The organism is Yinghuangia sp. ASG 101, from assembly GCF_021165735.1.
Classification (GTDB): Bacteria; Actinomycetota; Actinomycetes; order Streptomycetales; family Streptomycetaceae; genus Yinghuangia.
On the sequence record NZ_CP088911.1, the window covers coordinates 4,406,793 to 4,422,293 of the forward strand.

The following is a 15,501-nucleotide window of genomic DNA, read 5'->3' on the forward strand; positions in this document are numbered from 1 at the left end:
CGGGGGAACCCGTCACGGACGGGCGTGGAAGATCAGCGCGGGCTCCTCGTAGCGGGCGTCGGCGACGTCGTACAGCTCCCGCATCGCCTGGTACTGCGCGGCGAACGCCTCCGCGATCCGCGCGGTCTCCCGCTCGCTCGGCGCCAGGCCGGCCAGGGCCAGCAGGACGGGTGCGGCGGTGGACGGGTCGGTGCTCATCTGGTTTTCTCCTGTCGGTGTGCGGTGGTGGACGGACGGATGACGCGGTGGCGCACGGTCAGGCCCCGTAGCCCTCGGGGACGCGCAGGTGCCAGTCCGTGTCCCGCTGGTAGGCGTCGCCGGCGCGCAGCACGGCCGCCTCCTCGAACGGGCGCCCGGCGAGCTGCATGCCGATGGGCAGGCCGTCCGCGGTGAACCCGATCGGCAGGCTCAGCACCGGGTTGCCGACCGAATCCCAGTAGCCGGTGTGCATCGCGGTGGCCCGCGGCCCGCCGATCAGCGAGTCCAGGTCGTCCAGTGCGGGCGCACCGATCGAGCAGGTCGGGGTGAGCACCAGGTCGACGTCCCGGTAGAGCCCGGCGAGGGCCTTCTGCGCCACCCTGCGCACCCGTTGCGCCTGCACGTAGTCGGCCGCGCTGTACAGGGCGCCGGAGGCGACGAGGGTCCGCGTGGAGGCGAAGTAGTCACCCCAGCGCGCCCGCAGATCGGTGGCGTGGTAAGCCATCGCCTCCGCGGTCAGTGTGACCATGTCCGCGGTCACCATCTCGCGGTAGTACGGGAGTTCGACCTCCACGATGTCCGCGCCGCGCTCGGCGAGGACCCGTACGGCGGCCTCCAGCAGCCCCGGGACGGACGGGTCCGTGTCGTCGGCGATGGTGCGCCGCAGCGTGTCGACGCCGATCCGCAGGCCGGTGAGGTCGCCGGTCAGGGCGCTGCCGTAGTCCGGTACGGGTTCGTCGACGCTGCCGGGGTCGGACGGGTCGCGCCCGGCGAGGACCTGGAGCATGTGGGCGCAGTCGCGGACGGCGCGGGCCATCGGGCCGATGTGGTCCAGGCTGTAGCCGAGCGGGACGCACCCCGACTTGGGGACGCGCCCGAAGGTCGGCATCAGCCCGGAGATGCCGCAGAACGCCGCGGGGATGCGGATGCTGCCGCCGGTGTCGGTGCCGAGGCCGCCGAGGAACATGCCGGCGGCGACGCCCGCGCCGGTCCCGGAGCTGGAACCACCCGGCCACGTCCGCGGGTTCCACGGGTTGCGGGGAATCGGGAACGGCTTCGACTCGTCGGGCCGGCCGATGGCGAACTCCATCGTGGTGGCCTTGCCGACGAAGACCGCGCCGGCGGCCCGCAGCCGCGCGGCGACGGGTGCGTCGCCGATCGCCGGCCCCCAGGCGCGGTCCAGGATCAGGCTCTGCGCGGTGCTCGGTGCCTCGGTGGTGGTGATGATGTCCTTGATGCCGAGGGGGATCCCGTGCAGCGGGCCGAGGTCGTCGCCCGCGGCCAGTGCCGCGTCGGCGGCCTCGGCGGCGGCCAGGGCCCGGTCGTCGAACCGGGTGAGGAACACGCCGAGTTCGCCGTCGTGGGCCTCGGCCGCGTCCAGGCAGCGCCGGGTCAGTTCGACACTGGTCACGGACCCCTCGCGCAGGGCGCGGGCGGCACCGTCGAGTGTCGGCTCGTGGGTGGTGGGTGCGGTCATGGCAGGACTCCTTGGGAGGAGGGGTGTGTACGGCGTCCGGGACACCGGGGGATGACGCCGGGGAAGTGAGGAAGGCGGGGACCGGGCCCGCGGCACCGGTCGGGGTGCCGGATTTCAGGAGACCGACACCGTGGTCAGGTCGACGAACCACGACTGCGGTTCGACGAACCCGTGGACGTTGGCGGCGAGGGCGCGCGGATTGCGGTCGTTGACCACCACGAGCCACGGCGCGTCCCGGTCGATCAGCGCGACGATCCGCGCGTAGATCGCCGATCGCCGCGCCAGATCCGTTTCCCTGAGCGACGCGTCGAGCAGCCGGTCGACCTCGGGGTTGCTGTAGTGGGTCAGGTTCAGCGGGCTGCCCGAGGCGAACGACGTGCTCCAGGACACTTCCTGAATGAACGTCAGGGAGATGTTCACGGCGTCGGCGCCGTCCGGGAAGCTGCCGGACACGTACGACGTGAGCATGGCCGCCCACTCGATCGGCTTCAGCTCGACCCGCACCCCGACCTTCGCCAGGTCGCTGCGCAGTTCCTCGTTCATCGGACCGGGCTGCATGTTGCCCGACCCTCCGGTCGGATACGACACAGTCATCGAGAAGCCGTTCGGGAATCCGGCCTCCGCCAGCAACTGCCGGGCCTTCGCCGGGTCGTGGCCGAAGACGTCGTTGGCCGGGTCGTAGGCGATGCCCGCGCGCGCCGACAACTGCGTCGCCGGTTCCGCGGTGCCGCCCAGCAGGTCCGTCGCCATCTGCTCGCGGTCGATCGCGTAGTTGAGCGCTCGGCGCACCCGCGCGTCGCTCAGCGGCCCGTGGGTGGTGTCGAACAGCCACGGCCACACGTGGTCGTAGCCGTTGGTCATGATCTGATAGCCCGCGTCGCGCAGCGGCGGCACGTTGTCGGGGCTGGGCGCCTCGATCCAGTTCACCTCGCCGGCCCGGAGCGCGGCCACCCGCGACAGCTCGTCCGGCATCGGACGCAGCACGAGCCGGTCGATCCCGGGGGCACCGCGCCAATAGTCGCGGTTGGCGTCGAGCACGAGTTCCTGACCGCGCTTGACCGAGCGGAACACGAACGGGCCGGTGCCGACCGGGTGCGCCGCGAACCCGGTGTTGCCCCACGTGCGGACGGCCGTGGGGGACGCCATGAACACCGTCGTCAGGTCGCCGGGCAGATGCGACCACGCGCCCTTGGTGAACAGCCGGACCGTGCGGTCGTCGACCTTGGCGTAGCTCCGCACGCCGGTCAGCGACAGCGAGGCCTGTGCGCCGGCCTCCGGGTAGTACTGGGGGCTCTCCTTGTTCAGGTACCGGTCGAGGTTGAACACCACGGCGTCGGCGTCGAACGGTGTGCCGTCGGTGAACGACACCCCTTGGCGCAGGTGGAACGTCCACGACAGGCCGTCCGGATCCTGTTCCCAGGACGTCGCCAGGCTCGGCACCGCGTCCGGCACGTGATCGTCCTGGGCGAGGTCGTAGCGGGTCAGTCCGTCGTACAGCTGCATTCCGACGAACCGCGTGCCCTCGTACCCCTGGTCGGCCGACAGCGAGGTGTCCAGGTTGGGGATGTCGGACGCGGTCATGCCGATGGTGAGCACGCCGGGCTTGCCGGACTCCGCCCCGTCGGCCACCGCGCAGGCCGCGGCCAGCGACCCCGCCAGGAGCAGCGACACCGCCGACAGCATCCGCCGCGACCGGGAGCCCCCGGCACGGGCCCGCGGCAGGCGGCCCGCGCGCACACAACCCATCACGCCGCCACCTCCCGGACACAGGCCACCCGGTGGCCGTCGGCGGCCGGCCCGGACGGCGGGAGCAGCGGGGGCGGTTCGTGCGCGCACCGCTCCTCGGCGACCGGGCAGCGGGTGCGGAACCCGCAGCCGCTCGGCGGCGACGCCGGATCGGGCAGGTCGCCGCGCAGCACCGTCCGCTCGCCGCGGTGTCCGGGCACCGACGACAGCAGCGCCTTGGTGTAGGGGTGCCGGGGGTCGGACCACAGCGACGACGCCGGGCCCTGCTCCACCACCCGGCCGAGGTACATGATCGCCACCCGGTCGGCGATGTGCTCGACGACCGCGAGGTCGTGGCTGATGAACAGGTACGCCACCCCCAGGTCCCGCTGCAGCTCGGCGAGCAGGTTCAGCACCTGCGCCTGCACGCTCTTGTCCAGCGCGCTGACCGCCTCGTCGCACACCACCAGGTCCGGCCCGGTGGCCAGCGCGCGGGCGATCGCCACCCGCTGCAACTGGCCGCCGGACATCTCGTGCGGATAGCGGTCGGCGTAGGCGGGGTCGAGGCCGACGCGGTCCAGCAGGTCCGGGACGCGGGCGGCCCGGTCGGCGCGCCCGACGCCGTGCACCCGCAGGTTGAACCCGATCGAGGAGCCGACGGTCAGCCGCGGGTTGAGGCTCGTGCGCGGATCCTGCGGCACCACCTGGAGCCGGGACCGCAGTTCGCGCAGCGCCCTGCCGCGCAGCTTGGTGATGTTGACGCCGTCGAAGGCGACCGCTCCGGAGTCGGCGTCGACCAGCCGCAGCAGCATCTTCGCCGTGGTCGACTTGCCGCACCCGGACTCCCCGACGATGCCCAGGGTCTCACCCGGGGCGACCTCCAGGTCGAGGCTGTCGACCGCGCGGACACCGCCGGGATAGGTCTTGGTCAGGCCGACGGCCTGAAGCAGCGGGCCCTTCACCGGACCACCGCCTCGGGTGTGCCCGACGCGGGGGACGGCCCGGGCGGGTCGTCCGCGACCGCCACGGCGGTACCGGAGGCGTCCGACGCGGCGTCGGCCGCCACCACCGGGCACGCGGCCAGGCGTACCGGCTCCGGCGGCCCGTCGGCGGCGTCCGCGTGCGGCACCGGAACGGGCACCGGGCCGCGCTCAGGTCCCGGTTCCCCCGCGGCCCGCGCGACGGGCGGGACGACCGGCGCCAGTTCGGGCGGCGCCTGCACGCAGGAGGGCACCGCCCGGGCGCAACGCGGTGCGAACGGGCACCCGGGGAAGTCCTCGCCGCCGGCCGGCGGCCGTCCCGGCAGCACCGCCAAGCGCCCCCGTTCGGCCCCCGGCGTCGGAAGCGCCGCCAGCAGACCGGCGGTGTACGGATGGCGCGGGTCGCGCAGCACCCGTGCCGCGGGCCCGCTCTCCACCAGCCGTCCCGCGTACATCACCCCGACTCCGCCGCCCAACTGCTCGGCTACCCCCACGTCATGGGTGACCAGGATCAGCGCCATGCCCAACCGCGACCGGAGATCGGCGAACAGGTCGAGGATCTGCGCCTGCACCGTCACATCCAGTGCGGTGGTGGGTTCGTCGGCGATCAGCACCCGCGGGTCGCAGGCCACCGCGATCGCGATGACGGCCCGCTGCCGCATACCGCCGGACAACGCGTGCGGCCGGCTGCGCGCGACGCGCTCCGGGTGCGGGATGCCGACCAGCGACAGCAGGTCCAGCGCACGCTCGCGGGCCTCCGCGCGGGAGGCGCACACGCCGTGGGTGCGCAGCACCTCGACGATCTGGGAGCCGATGCCGCGCAGCGGATCGAGGGCACCGGCGGGGTCCTGCGGCACCAGCGCCAGATGCGGGCCGCGCAAAGCGCGCATGTCGCCGCCGAGGATCTCGCGCCCGTCCAGGCGCACGCTGCCGGTGATCCGCGCGCCCGCGCCGTACAGGCCGAGAATCGAGCGCGCGGTGACCGACTTGCCGCTGCCGCTCTCGCCGAGCAGCACCAGGGTGCCGCCGGGCGCGACCTCGAAGGACACGTCGCGCACCACCGTGACGCCGCCACCGGAGCGGCCGAACACCGTGGTGAGGTGGTCCACCGCGAGTGCCGGGGCCGTGCCGCGGGACGGGTCGGTGCCGGTGGAGGTGGCCGCCGTGCCGCGGCCCTTGTCGGCCGGTGCCGGTCGGCCGCGTGTGCCGGTCGCCGTGGTCATGCCGTCACCTCCCGGCGGACGTCGAGCAGGTCGCGCAGCCCGTCGCCGAGCGTGTTGCAGGCCACCGAGGCGACCAGGATCGCCGCGGCGGGGACGAGCGACAGCGCGGGGTCGGTGAAGATGTAGGGCCGCAGGTCGTTGACCATCAGGCCCCACTCCGCGTGCGGCGGTGCCGTGCCCAGGCCGAGGAACGACAGTCCCGCGGCGAACACGATCGACAGCCCGGCCAGTGCCGTGCAGTACACGACGATCGTCGGCAGCAGGTTCGGCAGCACCTGGCGCACCGCGATGGTCGTCCGCGTGGCGCCGGACGCGCGGGCGCTGTCCATGAAGTCCATGCCGCGCAGGCGCGCGGTCTCGGTCTCCGCGACCCGGGCCACCGGCGGCACCAGCACCACCGACAGCGAGATCACCGCGTTCGACACCCCGCTGCCGAGCGAGGCGCCGATGGCCACGGCCAGCAGCACGGCGGGAAACGCGTACAGCACGTCGAGCGTGCGCATGACGGCGGTGTGCACGACCCGTCCGGCCAGTCCGGCGGTGATGCCCAGGGCGCTGCCGACGACCGCGGCGATCAGCACCGGGACCAGGCCCGCGATCAGGCTGGGCCGCGCCCCGGCGATCATCCGGGCCAGGACGTCGCGGCCCTGGCCGTCGGTGCCGAGCAGGTGCCCGTGCTCGCCGAATCCGTACAGGCGCTGGTCGAGGTGACTGGTCTCGGTGTCGCCGACGATCAGCGGACCGAAGGCGGCGAGGAACAGCAGAACGGCGGCGACCGAGCCGGAGAACCACAGGCCGAGCGGTACGCGCCGGGCCTTGGAGCGGCGCCGCGGCGCCGACACCGCGGTGTCGGAGGCGCCCGCCGTACGCGAGCCCGGGGAGGTCGAGGACGGCGGCGGTGGCCGGTCGGGGGCAAGGGTGACCATCGGTGACTCCAGTGGTGCGGAGTGGCGGTGGGACGAAGGCGGGTGGGACGGAAGCGGGCACGGGGCGGGACGGACGCGGACGGCGCGACCGGGGGAAAGAGGCCGGGGGAAGGCGTGCTGCGCGGATGCCGGAGTCGGGGCCGTCCGACCACGCGGCCGGCGGCCCCCGCGCCGCCCGCGGGCGGGCCGTTGCTGTCAGCGGCTCCGCAGCCGCGGGTCGAGCAGTGCGTGGGCCGCGTCCACCAGGACGTTCAGCAGCACCAGGACCACCGCGGAGACCAGCACGCCGGCCTGGATGACCGGCATGTCCCGCGCGGAGATCGACTGGTACACCAACTGGCCCAGGCCCGGCCAGGAGAAGATCGTCTCGACGAACACCACGCCGCCCAGCAGGTAGCCGATCTGCAGACCGGCGACGGTCATCAGCGACGGCAGCGTGTTGTGCACGGCGTGCAGCAGGATGCGCCGCTCCGAAAGCCCCCGGGCGCGCAGCGCCTCCACGAAGTCCTGCCCGAGCACGTCCAGCAGGCTGGAGCGGAACAACCGGGCGATCACCCCGGCCGGAACCAGGGCCGCGGTCAGCGCCGGCAGGAAGGCGTGGTGCAGCAGGTCCACCAGGCCGCCGGAGCCCACCGCGTGCATGCCGGTGACCGGGAACCACCCGGTACGCAGCGCGAGATAGGCGATGAACACGATCGCGACGGAGAACTGCGGCAGCGACACCGCGACGACGCTGCTCGCCGAGCACAGCCGGCCGACCAGGCCGCGCGGGCGGACCGCGCCCAGCGCCCCCAAGGCCATGCCGAGGACCACCGCCATCAGTGCGGCGATCCCGGCCAGCACCGCCGTGTTCAGGAACGCGTCCCACACCAGCGGCCCCGCCGACTGCTGGTGCGCGATGCTGCGTCCCAGGTCGCCGGTCAGCGCGTGGCCCAGCCAGTGCAGGTACTGCGACGGCACCGGGTCGTCCAGGCCCAGACGCGACCGCAGGTCGGCCACGGTCTCGGGGGAGGCGCCCGGCCCGGCCATCGTGGCCACCGGGTCGCCGGGGATGAGTTTGACGATCGCGAAGACGATCACCGTGACGCCGAGCAGCGTCGGCAGCGCCCAGCCGAGGCGGCGGGCCAGGAAACCGATCATGACGCGGCTCCGAGAGGCGGGGCCGGTGCCGGTACGCCGCCGGGATCGTCCGCGGGCGGACGCCGGGCCGTGGACAGCAGCGACACCCGGTCGCCCCGGCAGTGGCACAGCGCGTAGTCGTACGGGCGACCGTCCGCGGCCCGGATGACCTGCTCGAAGGACAGCAGCGGCGCACCCGGGGCGACACCCAGCAGGTCCGCGGTCAGGTCGTCGGCCGCCGTGGCCTCCAAGACCATCTCCGTCTCGCCGACGGTCAGTCCGGAGTGCTCCAGCAGCGTGTACCAGTCGAGGTGGAATGGGGTGCCTTCGACGGCGTCCGCCTCGGGATAGCGCAGGTAGTTGGTGGCGACGACGTGCGCCTCGCCGTTGCGGTGGCCGATGTAGTCCAGCCGCAGGCACGGGGCTCCGGGGCTCTCACCGAGGTGCTGGGCCACCGAAGGAGGCATGGGAATGGTCTGCCGGTCCAGGATCTCGACGTGCAGCTCGCCGGTGAACACCCCGCTGCGCAGCGGAGCCACCCCGTGCGCCTCGGGCAGGGCGGTCTCGGTGCGGTGCGCCACCACCAAGGTGCCCGCACCCTGCAACCGCTCGACGATGCCGGCCGCCCGCAACCGGGTCAGCACGTCGCGGACGGTGCCGCGGGAGACCCCGTAGGCCATCATCAGGTCGGCTTCGCTGGGCAGGCGTCCGCGGGTGAAGGTGCCTCGCAGGGCGTCCGCGCGCAGCAGGTCGTGCAGGCGGCGCGTCGTGTGGCGCCGGCGCCGGCCTCGAAAATCTGCTCGCAGTGCGGTCATGGCGCCCACCGTGGCCGTGGCCGGTTTCCTGCCCGAGACATCCGGATCACACCCGAGTTACGCGGTTTACCCGTCTGGGTCGACGCGCTGACCTGGGCAAATAGGGCCTCAGTCGGGTGAAACGCCGCTGCGGCTGCCCGTGCCGCCGTCGCGTGCCCGCCCGCGGACGGCCTGAATCCCACCGCCGTTCGCGTGGCGCGGGGCGGGGACGGTCGGCTCCGCGTCGCGGTCGACGACCTCCGGCCCGCTCGGCCGCGCGGTCCAGCGCGATGCGCCGCACCACCGCCCGCCCGAGCGCGAGCGGGCCCGACACGCGAGGCCCCGTCGGTCGCGCGGGATCCGGCGTAGTGTGCGAAACATGACCAGCGAACCGGGCCTCCGGCTCTCCGGCGACACCGCGGAGCGCTACGCGAGCCATGTCGCCGTGATCATGGCTCCCTTCGTCGCCGCCCTGCTGGACGCCGCTCGGCCGCGCCCCGGGGACGCGGTGCTCGACGTCGCGTGCGGCACGGGATTCACCGCCCTGGCGGCGGCCGACCTGGTCGGCGCGGACGGCAGTGTCATCGGTGTCGACGTGGACCCGGGCGCGCTCGACGACGCCGCGGCCCGTACGCCCGACACCGCACCCGTCTTCTGGCACCGGGCGTCGGCCGACGCCCTCCCCTTCGACGACGCCGCGTTCGACGCCGTCCTGTGCGCGCAAGGCGTCCAGTTCTTCCCGGACCGGGACGCGGCCTTCACCGAATTCGCCCGCGTGCTGCGCCCCGGGGGCCGTGTGGCGGCGACGACGTGGTCGTCGATCGACGGCTCCCCGTACTTTCTCGCACAACAACTCGCCATCGACGAGGTCGCCGGACCCGATGCGGCGGCGTCGTACGGAACCGCCTTCGCCTGTACGGCGAAACACCTCGCCGCGGCGATGCGCGCGACCGGCTTCGACGAGGTCCGCACGCGCGAACTGCGGGTCACGATCGCGCTGCCCCGCCTCGTCGACTTCGCCCCCGCGCACCTGTCCGCGCTGCCCTGGGCCGCCGTCGCCGAAGCGCACCCGGACGGCATCCGCCGGGTCACCGACACCTTGTGCGAACTGCTGCGCCCGTTCACCGCCTCCGACGGTACGGCCGTGCTCCCGTTCACCAGCACGGTGGCCTCCGCGGTCCGCTGAGAGCACCCCGCGACGCGGTCGTCGGCGGAAACGCCGATTCGCGCCGATTCCGGTGCCGGGTCTGGCCGAACGGCCGCCGGGTTGCCACGGTGTTGTGGTCCGTTTTCCCCGGCAGTGAGGGCGGTGTCCGTGTTCTACGCGTTCGGTTTCGAACGGATCGGCGTCGTGGTCGGCAGCCTGTACTTCGTGGACCCGAACCCCGGTGCGGGCCAGGAGGGCGCGGAGCGCGGCGTACGCCTCGAAGTGCGCCTGACCACGCCCGGCGAACCCCGCGGCTCCATCTACGCGGCACGGCCCATCACGATCGAACGCCCTTTGTGGCGCCTGGACCTGCTGGAGTCCGTGAAGAGTCCCCCGGGCAGTTTCGACCGCACCCACCACCACCCGCGCTTCGACGGCTGGGAGCCGTGTGACCGGGTCTTCGACGTGGAGCTGTCCACCGACCCGCTCGCCTGGACGGCCGACCGACTCGCCGACTTCACCGCGCTGTTGGCCGCCTCGGGCGTACCACCGCACGAACTCGGCCCGAACGACGCCGCCGACCTGCGCGCCGCGACCCCCGACATCGTGGACGCCACCGCCCGCCTCCTGGCCCGCGTCCACGCCGGCGACCTCGCCCAACCCCCCACCGACACCCCCCTCACCGCCGCCCGCGAAAGCTGGCTCTAGCCCCCGCGTCTGTCGCGGGGCGCGGCCGGTGACCCGGTGCGCAGGGGCCGCCGAGGTCGTCCGGTATGCGGAGACGCCCTGGGGCGGGACACCGTTCGGCGTCCCGCCCCAGGGCGAAGGCTCTCGTGGATCAGTCCCGGCGTTTGCGGGCGCGGAGGTAGAGGGTGCTTCCGAGGATCAGCAGGGCGAGTGCGGTGCCGCACAAGATGGCGGCCGTCGAGCCGGTCTGGGCGAGCACACCGGTGTTGGGTGTCGGCCCGTCGGCACGGCTGTCATCGGCGGCGTCGGCCGCCGGGCCGGCGGCCCAGGGCGGGGGTGCCGTGGTGTCCTCGGTCTCGGACGGCTTGTGGTCGCCGTGTCCGGAGCCCGTGGTGGTTCCCGGCTTGTGGGTTCCGGTATGCCCGGTCGTATGACTGGGTTCGGGTTTCCCGGTGGGGTGCTTGCTCGGTGTGGCGGTCACGGTCGTGGTTTCGGTCGCGGTGACCGTGGCCGTGGCCGTGGCCGTCTCGGTGGCGGTGACCGTGGCCGTCGCGGTGGTGGTTTTCGTCGCCGTCGCGGTCACGGTCGCCGTGGCTGTTTCGGTGGCGGTGACCGTGGGACACGGGCCCTCGGTCGTGACGGCGGCGTGCGCCGGCGGCGAACTCAGGTCGCCCGCGGTGGCCGTGGCCTGATTGCGGACCGTACCCGCCTGCACGTCCGCCTCGGTGACGGTGTAGGTGCCGCCGCACACCGTGCTGTCGCCCGGAGTCCCGTGCGGGGCAAGGCTGGTGGATTCGCAGGTGATCCCCGCGATCCGGTCGTCGGTGACGACCAGCCCGTCCACCCTCCGGTCGGTCGTGTTGGTGACGACGTACTGGTACGAGACCGTGTCGCCCACCGCGTACGTGCGCGTGTCATCCACGGTCTTGACCAGGGCCAGCCCGCCCATTGGGACGGTCGTGTCGGCGGGCGGCGAGGTGACCGGCGTGCCGTCGGCCTGGCCCTGCGCGACGGCTTCATTGGCCAGGTAGCCGCGGGCGACGTCCTCGGCCGTGACGACGTAGGTGGCGGTGCACGTGATCGTCTCCCCCGGAGCGAGGTCGCGGGTGGGGCAGTGCACCGGGCCGACGGTGGGATCGGATACGACCAGTTCGCCGATCGGCACCGACCCGGTGTTGCTGACGACGAACTCGTAGTCGATCGGCGTGCCGACCACGATCGGGGACGGCGGTGGCGGCGACTGGCTCACCTGTTTCACGAGGTTGAGCTGCGGCAGCGGTCGCAGCGGCTGCACCGAGACGTTGCGGATCAGGTGGACGTCGGTGAACAGCCCCGTCGAGCCGCCGAACCCGAACTTGTAGGTGGACGGCAGCGGTTGCGGCGCGTCGGTGGTCAGCACGCGCTGGGCCCCGCGACCGTCGTTGAAGTCAACGTCCACGGTGACCACGGGGTTCGGCGCCGGCGTCACCCGTACGGTGACGGTCCGGCGGGACTCCTCCAGTGCGGCCTGCGCCTGCTCCGGGGTGGCGTCGGGTGGCAGTGCGGTGGTCGGGCCCTGCAACTGCCCCGGGAGCGTGGAGTTCCACGGGCCGGTCGTCGTGAAATTGTCCGTCGTGGCGGTCAGGAAGCAGTAGCCGGTGGTGCCGTCGCCCGGGCCGCGCACCGTGACCATGTTCGCCCCGGGCGCGGGGACGCGGAACTCCGTGCCCGCCGGCGACCGTACGGGGCATCCGTTCCCCCGGTGCTCCCAGTCGCCGAAGTAGTTGCCGAGAACGTCGAGTCCGACGCCGAGATAGCCGTGGTCGACCCCGGGGAGAAACGGGTTCGCGGGGTTGTCGTCGGGGAGTTTCTGCGCGTAGCCCAGGCTGCCGCCGAAAGCGCCCGGGGCGGTGAGCGAAGCGGCACCGTCGACGAGGAAGAACGAGATGCCGTCCGCGGGAGTTTGCGGCGTGGTGCTTCCGTACTGCCACTGGTCGAACGTCACCTCCAGGCCCTCGTTCGCCGGCAGCGGTCGGTCGTAGAGCACCGCCGCGCTCTGGTCGGTGGAGGCGTCGGTCAGACGGAGGTAGCCGAACGGAGCGCCGTTGTTCGGCGGGACCGGCCCCACCGCGGGCTCGGCGCAGCCCGTCAGCGCGTGCGCGCCCGGCCCGGGCGCGGCCCCCGGCGCCGCCCCGGTGAGGCACGCGGGCCCCACGGCGGTGAACCCCGCGTCCGCGGTGGCTCCGGTGAAGGTCTCCCGCAACAACGGCGGCGCCGCCGCCCGCGTGGCCGACGTCGCCACTGTCGCGTGCAACAAAGGCACGCCCAACGCTCCCGCCGCCACGGCCAGCGCCAGTGCGGGAACGCCGCCCCGGACGCGGTACCGGTGACCCGGAGATCTGCTTCTCTCGAACATACGCGGCAAGCTATGTCGACTTGGAAATAAATATCCTCATTCGTTCCCCCGAGGGAGTTTCGCCCAACCGAACCAATCCCTGCCTCACCCCCGTCGCCCTCTCCTTCACACCCGCACCGGACGCCGAAGACAGCAGCACCACCACGCCGCCGCAGACTGAGACGGACACGACGTCGGCCCCCGACCGGTGATCCGGTCGGGGGCCAATGTTCCGCCTGGTCAAGAACAGCCGCGGCACATCTCACGGCGGTGGCAGCCGACTCTCGGTCGTGCCGTCTCCGGTGAGCAGAGCGGACGCGACGACCCGGTCGATAGCGGTCAGCAGCGGCTCCAACTCGGCTTGCGGCACCGGCGGGCCGGAGCTGTTCACCACGACGTGGACGATGTATTTGCCGTACCTGGCCCACGAGACCCAGGACGAGGCCGCGTCGCTCGCGGACAACTCGGGTGTGATCAGCGTCTGTTGGTCGGCGGAGAGCCGGTAGGCGTCCGGCCGGAGGATCGGCGTGCCGACGGGCATGTCGGCGGCCAGTGCCTTGTCCGGGGATTGGTCACGGAACGCTTTCTCGGCTGTGCCCTCGGACGGGTAGCGGAAGACGTACTGCATCACGCTCAGTCTGCCGGGGGCGACGCTGACCCAGAGCTGCCCCGCGCTCCCACTCGACCCTCGGGCGAATCCGCCGATGCCGAACAGCGGCATATAGATCCGCATGTCCGCGGACCCGTTGGTGGGATCGACCATCCGATCGGCGACCAGGTGGGCCGCGTCCCGGTCCGGCGGTGTGTCCCGTTCGTACGCACGGCTGTGCGGACCGCAGGCGACCACCGCGAACAACGCCGCGACGGTGAACGCCGTCCGTACGCGCACGGCCACGGTCACGGCGCGACCGGAGGCATGATGCGGACCTTGCCGGTCCGGATGAGTTCGTCCAGGTTCGCATCGATGATCGCCTGAACGTCCTGCGGCGTCAGCTGACCGCGCTTCACGCTGCCGCGCAGGTCCATCCCCATCTGCACGGTGAGGTCGTCCCCGGGGTCGTGTCTTCCGGTGACCGACAGGTTCTGACCCGTCATCAGCACCCGAACGCCTCGGCGACTTTCGGCTTGTGATCCCAATCGCTCCCAGGACGCACCAACCAGGCGAACTTGACCCGCGCGGCGGCCTCGCCACCCGCCGCGGGGGAGCGACCCGCCCACCCGCAAGGCGGAAATCCGAGCGCCGCGACGGCTGCCCCGACCGCCACCACGCCCCCTCCCGCCCATCAGCCGCGCCGTGACGTCATCGAGTTCGGGCGAATCGGTCGAGGGCTTCGACGACGTGTGTGCGGGTGCCGGTTCCGCCCTTGTGTCCGGCGTCGTCGACGATTTCGAGGCGGGCGTCCGGCCATGCCCGGGCGAGTTCCCACGCGGTGTCGAGGGGGCTGGAGAGGTCGAGGCGGCCGTGCACCAGCACAGCGGGGATTCCGGCCAAGCGGTGGGCGTTGCCGAGGAGTTCGCCGTCCTCCAGCCACGCGGCGCGGGAGAAGTAGTGGGTGCAGATCCGCACGAAGGCGAGTCGGGCGGCGCCGACGCGGTCGGTGTAGGGGGTGGGCCTGCCGCTGGGTTCGAGGGAGAGGACCGCGTCCTCCCAGGCGCACCATTCGGCTGCCGCGTGGGCGCGGACGGCGTGGTCGGGGTCTTCCATGCGCCGGGCGTACGCCGCGACGAGGTCGCCGTCCCGGCCCGCTTCCGGAACCGCGTCGCGGAAGCGCGCCCACTGCGCGGGGAAGAACCGGCCGACGCCGCGGTAGAGCCAGTCGATCTCGACGCGGCGGGTCGTCGTGACGCCGGCGAGGACGACGGCCGACACGCGCTCGGGGTGCTGTTCGGCGTACGCGAGGATCAGTGTCGAGCCCCAGGAACCGCCGTACATCACCCAGCGGTCGATCCCCAGATGCTCGCGCAGCCGTTCCATATCGGCGAGCAGATGCGCGGTCGTGTTGTGCCGCATGTCGGTCGCCGGGTCGCTCGCATGCGGCGTGCTCCTCCCGCAGCCGCGCTGGTCGAACACGACGATCCGATAGCGCGCCGGATCGAAGCACCGGCGGGACCCGGGCGAGCAGCCCGACCCCGGACCACCGTGCACCACGACCGCGGGCTTCCCGTCCGGGTTGCCGCAGGCCTCCCAGTACACGAGGTTCCCGTCACCGACGTCGAGCAGCCCGCTGTCGTACGGCTCGATCGGCGCGTACAACTCGCGCAACTTCTCCCCCTTCCACCTCCGACGAGCCCGAAGCCGCACCCCAGTGAACCGCGCCGCAGCACAAAACCGCACGCCCACCAGTCCGGGTGCCGCCAGTCGGCTTTGAGTGGATCATGCGCCTCAAGGCCGCGGTCAACCCATCTCCGCGCAAACCGCTTTGCGGTCATCCGCCGGGAACACGTCCTGAGACCACTACCCCGGCCGGCGACGCGGGTGAGCAACAGCAGTCCGTTCACGGGGTCCGCCCACGCGGACCGCCTCGGCCCGCTGCACGCCCAGGAGTTCGGTGTCGCGGTCGGCGGGACGCGGGCGGCGGGCGCCTCTAGGCCGGAGCGCAGTATCGCGAGCACCCGGCGAGGAAACGGTGCCGCGCGGTCACCTGGGTCTCGGTGCGGTGGAGCACGGTGTTCATGGGGGCGGCGAGCCGGGCCTCGTCGACCGCGTCGGCGATGGTGCCGGTGCCGCCGTTCACGGACGGCTTGTCGGACCGGCAGGCCGCGCATCTCGTACAGGAACACATCGACCGAAGGCCGTCGTCGTCCATACCCGCAACACGACCTCAAGACGGAGCCGCGTGCCCGGTTCGGT

The 15,501-nt window shown here is 72.9% G+C and carries 15 protein-coding genes; 2 read left to right on the plus strand and 13 right to left on the minus strand.

Annotated elements, in window-relative coordinates:
• Positions 1–12: 12 nt before the first annotated feature.
• The 8 genes from LO772_RS18875 to LO772_RS18910 form a co-directional block, all read right to left on the minus strand.
• The gene (locus tag LO772_RS18875) at positions 13–198 is read right to left on the minus strand and encodes a hypothetical protein (RefSeq protein ID WP_231773198.1); all 186 of its coding nucleotides are present in this window, start codon (positions 196–198) and stop codon (positions 13–15) included.
• Between the two features lie 58 nt (positions 199–256).
• On the minus strand, positions 257–1,675 hold the full coding sequence (locus LO772_RS18880; RefSeq protein WP_231773199.1) for an amidase: 1,419 nt from the start codon (positions 1,673–1,675) through the stop codon (positions 257–259).
• A gap of 114 nt (positions 1,676–1,789) precedes the next feature.
• Entirely contained in the window at positions 1,790–3,346 is a 1,557-nt protein-coding gene (locus tag LO772_RS18885; protein ID WP_231773200.1) for an ABC transporter substrate-binding protein, read from the minus strand.
• Between the two features lie 74 nt (positions 3,347–3,420).
• A complete protein-coding gene (locus LO772_RS18890; RefSeq protein ID WP_231773201.1) occupies positions 3,421–4,362 on the minus strand; it encodes an ABC transporter ATP-binding protein in 942 nt (313 codons plus the stop codon).
• Positions 4,359–5,603 carry an ABC transporter ATP-binding protein gene (locus tag LO772_RS18895; RefSeq protein WP_231773202.1) on the minus strand — a complete coding sequence of 415 codons (1,245 nt, stop codon included), beginning with the start codon at positions 5,601–5,603 and terminating at the stop codon, positions 4,359–4,361. The genes LO772_RS18890 and LO772_RS18895 overlap by 4 nt, the downstream gene beginning before the upstream one ends.
• Positions 5,600–6,529, minus strand: coding sequence for an ABC transporter permease (locus tag LO772_RS18900; protein ID WP_231773203.1), 930 nt, complete (start codon positions 6,527–6,529; stop codon positions 5,600–5,602). The genes LO772_RS18895 and LO772_RS18900 overlap by 4 nt, the downstream gene beginning before the upstream one ends.
• 195 nt (positions 6,530–6,724) lie before the next feature.
• The gene (locus tag LO772_RS18905) at positions 6,725–7,669 is read right to left on the minus strand and encodes an ABC transporter permease (protein WP_231773204.1); all 945 of its coding nucleotides are present in this window, start codon (positions 7,667–7,669) and stop codon (positions 6,725–6,727) included.
• Complete coding sequence (locus LO772_RS18910) at positions 7,666–8,463, minus strand: GntR family transcriptional regulator (RefSeq protein WP_231773205.1); 798 nt, start codon at positions 8,461–8,463, stop codon at positions 7,666–7,668. Before LO772_RS18910 ends, LO772_RS18905 begins: the two co-directional genes overlap by 4 nt.
• A 358-nt stretch (positions 8,464–8,821) precedes the next feature.
• Here LO772_RS18910 and LO772_RS18915 point away from each other — a divergent pair, with 358 nt between their 5' ends.
• Both LO772_RS18915 and LO772_RS18920 read left to right on the plus strand, forming a co-directional pair.
• A complete protein-coding gene (locus tag LO772_RS18915) occupies positions 8,822–9,628 on the plus strand; it encodes a class I SAM-dependent methyltransferase (RefSeq protein ID WP_231773206.1) in 807 nt (268 codons plus the stop codon).
• Positions 9,629–9,751: 123 nt separating this feature from the next.
• A complete protein-coding gene (locus tag LO772_RS18920) occupies positions 9,752–10,297 on the plus strand; it encodes a hypothetical protein (RefSeq protein ID WP_231773207.1) in 546 nt (181 codons plus the stop codon).
• Between the two features lie 130 nt (positions 10,298–10,427).
• Here the strand turns inward: LO772_RS18920 and LO772_RS18925 are convergent, their stop codons facing one another.
• The 5 genes from LO772_RS18925 to LO772_RS18945 form a co-directional block, all read right to left on the minus strand.
• Complete coding sequence (locus LO772_RS18925) at positions 10,428–12,578, minus strand: DUF7507 domain-containing protein (RefSeq protein ID WP_231773208.1); 2,151 nt, start codon at positions 12,576–12,578, stop codon at positions 10,428–10,430.
• Positions 12,579–12,912: 334 nt separating this feature from the next.
• Positions 12,913–13,551: a hypothetical protein gene (locus tag LO772_RS18930; protein ID WP_231773209.1), complete on the minus strand. Its 639-nt coding sequence runs from the start codon at positions 13,549–13,551 to the stop codon at positions 12,913–12,915.
• Complete coding sequence (locus tag LO772_RS18935) at positions 13,548–13,745, minus strand: hypothetical protein (protein WP_231773210.1); 198 nt, start codon at positions 13,743–13,745, stop codon at positions 13,548–13,550. The genes LO772_RS18930 and LO772_RS18935 overlap by 4 nt, the downstream gene beginning before the upstream one ends.
• Positions 13,746–13,950: 205 nt before the next feature.
• Complete coding sequence (gene pip, locus LO772_RS18940) at positions 13,951–14,913, minus strand: prolyl aminopeptidase (RefSeq protein ID WP_231773211.1); 963 nt, start codon at positions 14,911–14,913, stop codon at positions 13,951–13,953.
• A gap of 322 nt (positions 14,914–15,235) precedes the next feature.
• Positions 15,236–15,385, minus strand: coding sequence for a hypothetical protein (locus tag LO772_RS18945; RefSeq protein WP_231773212.1), 150 nt, complete (start codon positions 15,383–15,385; stop codon positions 15,236–15,238).
• Positions 15,386–15,501 lie beyond the last annotated feature (116 nt).

Coding starts and splice junctions, on each gene's coding strand:
- LO772_RS18910 (WP_231773205.1), bottom strand. CDS start 8,463: ATGACCGCACTGCGAGCAGATTTTCGAGGCCGGCGCCGGCGCCACACG.
- LO772_RS18875 (WP_231773198.1), bottom strand. CDS start 198: ATGAGCACCGACCCGTCCACCGCCGCACCCGTCCTGCTGGCCCTGGCC.
- LO772_RS18905 (WP_231773204.1), bottom strand. CDS start 7,669: ATGATCGGTTTCCTGGCCCGCCGCCTCGGCTGGGCGCTGCCGACGCTG.
- LO772_RS18880 (WP_231773199.1), bottom strand. CDS start 1,675: ATGACCGCACCCACCACCCACGAGCCGACACTCGACGGTGCCGCCCGC.
- LO772_RS18915 (WP_231773206.1), top strand. CDS start 8,822: ATGACCAGCGAACCGGGCCTCCGGCTCTCCGGCGACACCGCGGAGCGC.
- LO772_RS18935 (WP_231773210.1), bottom strand. CDS start 13,745: ATGACGGGTCAGAACCTGTCGGTCACCGGAAGACACGACCCCGGGGAC.
- LO772_RS18900 (WP_231773203.1), bottom strand. CDS start 6,529: ATGGTCACCCTTGCCCCCGACCGGCCACCGCCGCCGTCCTCGACCTCC.
- LO772_RS18895 (WP_231773202.1), bottom strand. CDS start 5,603: ATGACCACGGCGACCGGCACACGCGGCCGACCGGCACCGGCCGACAAG.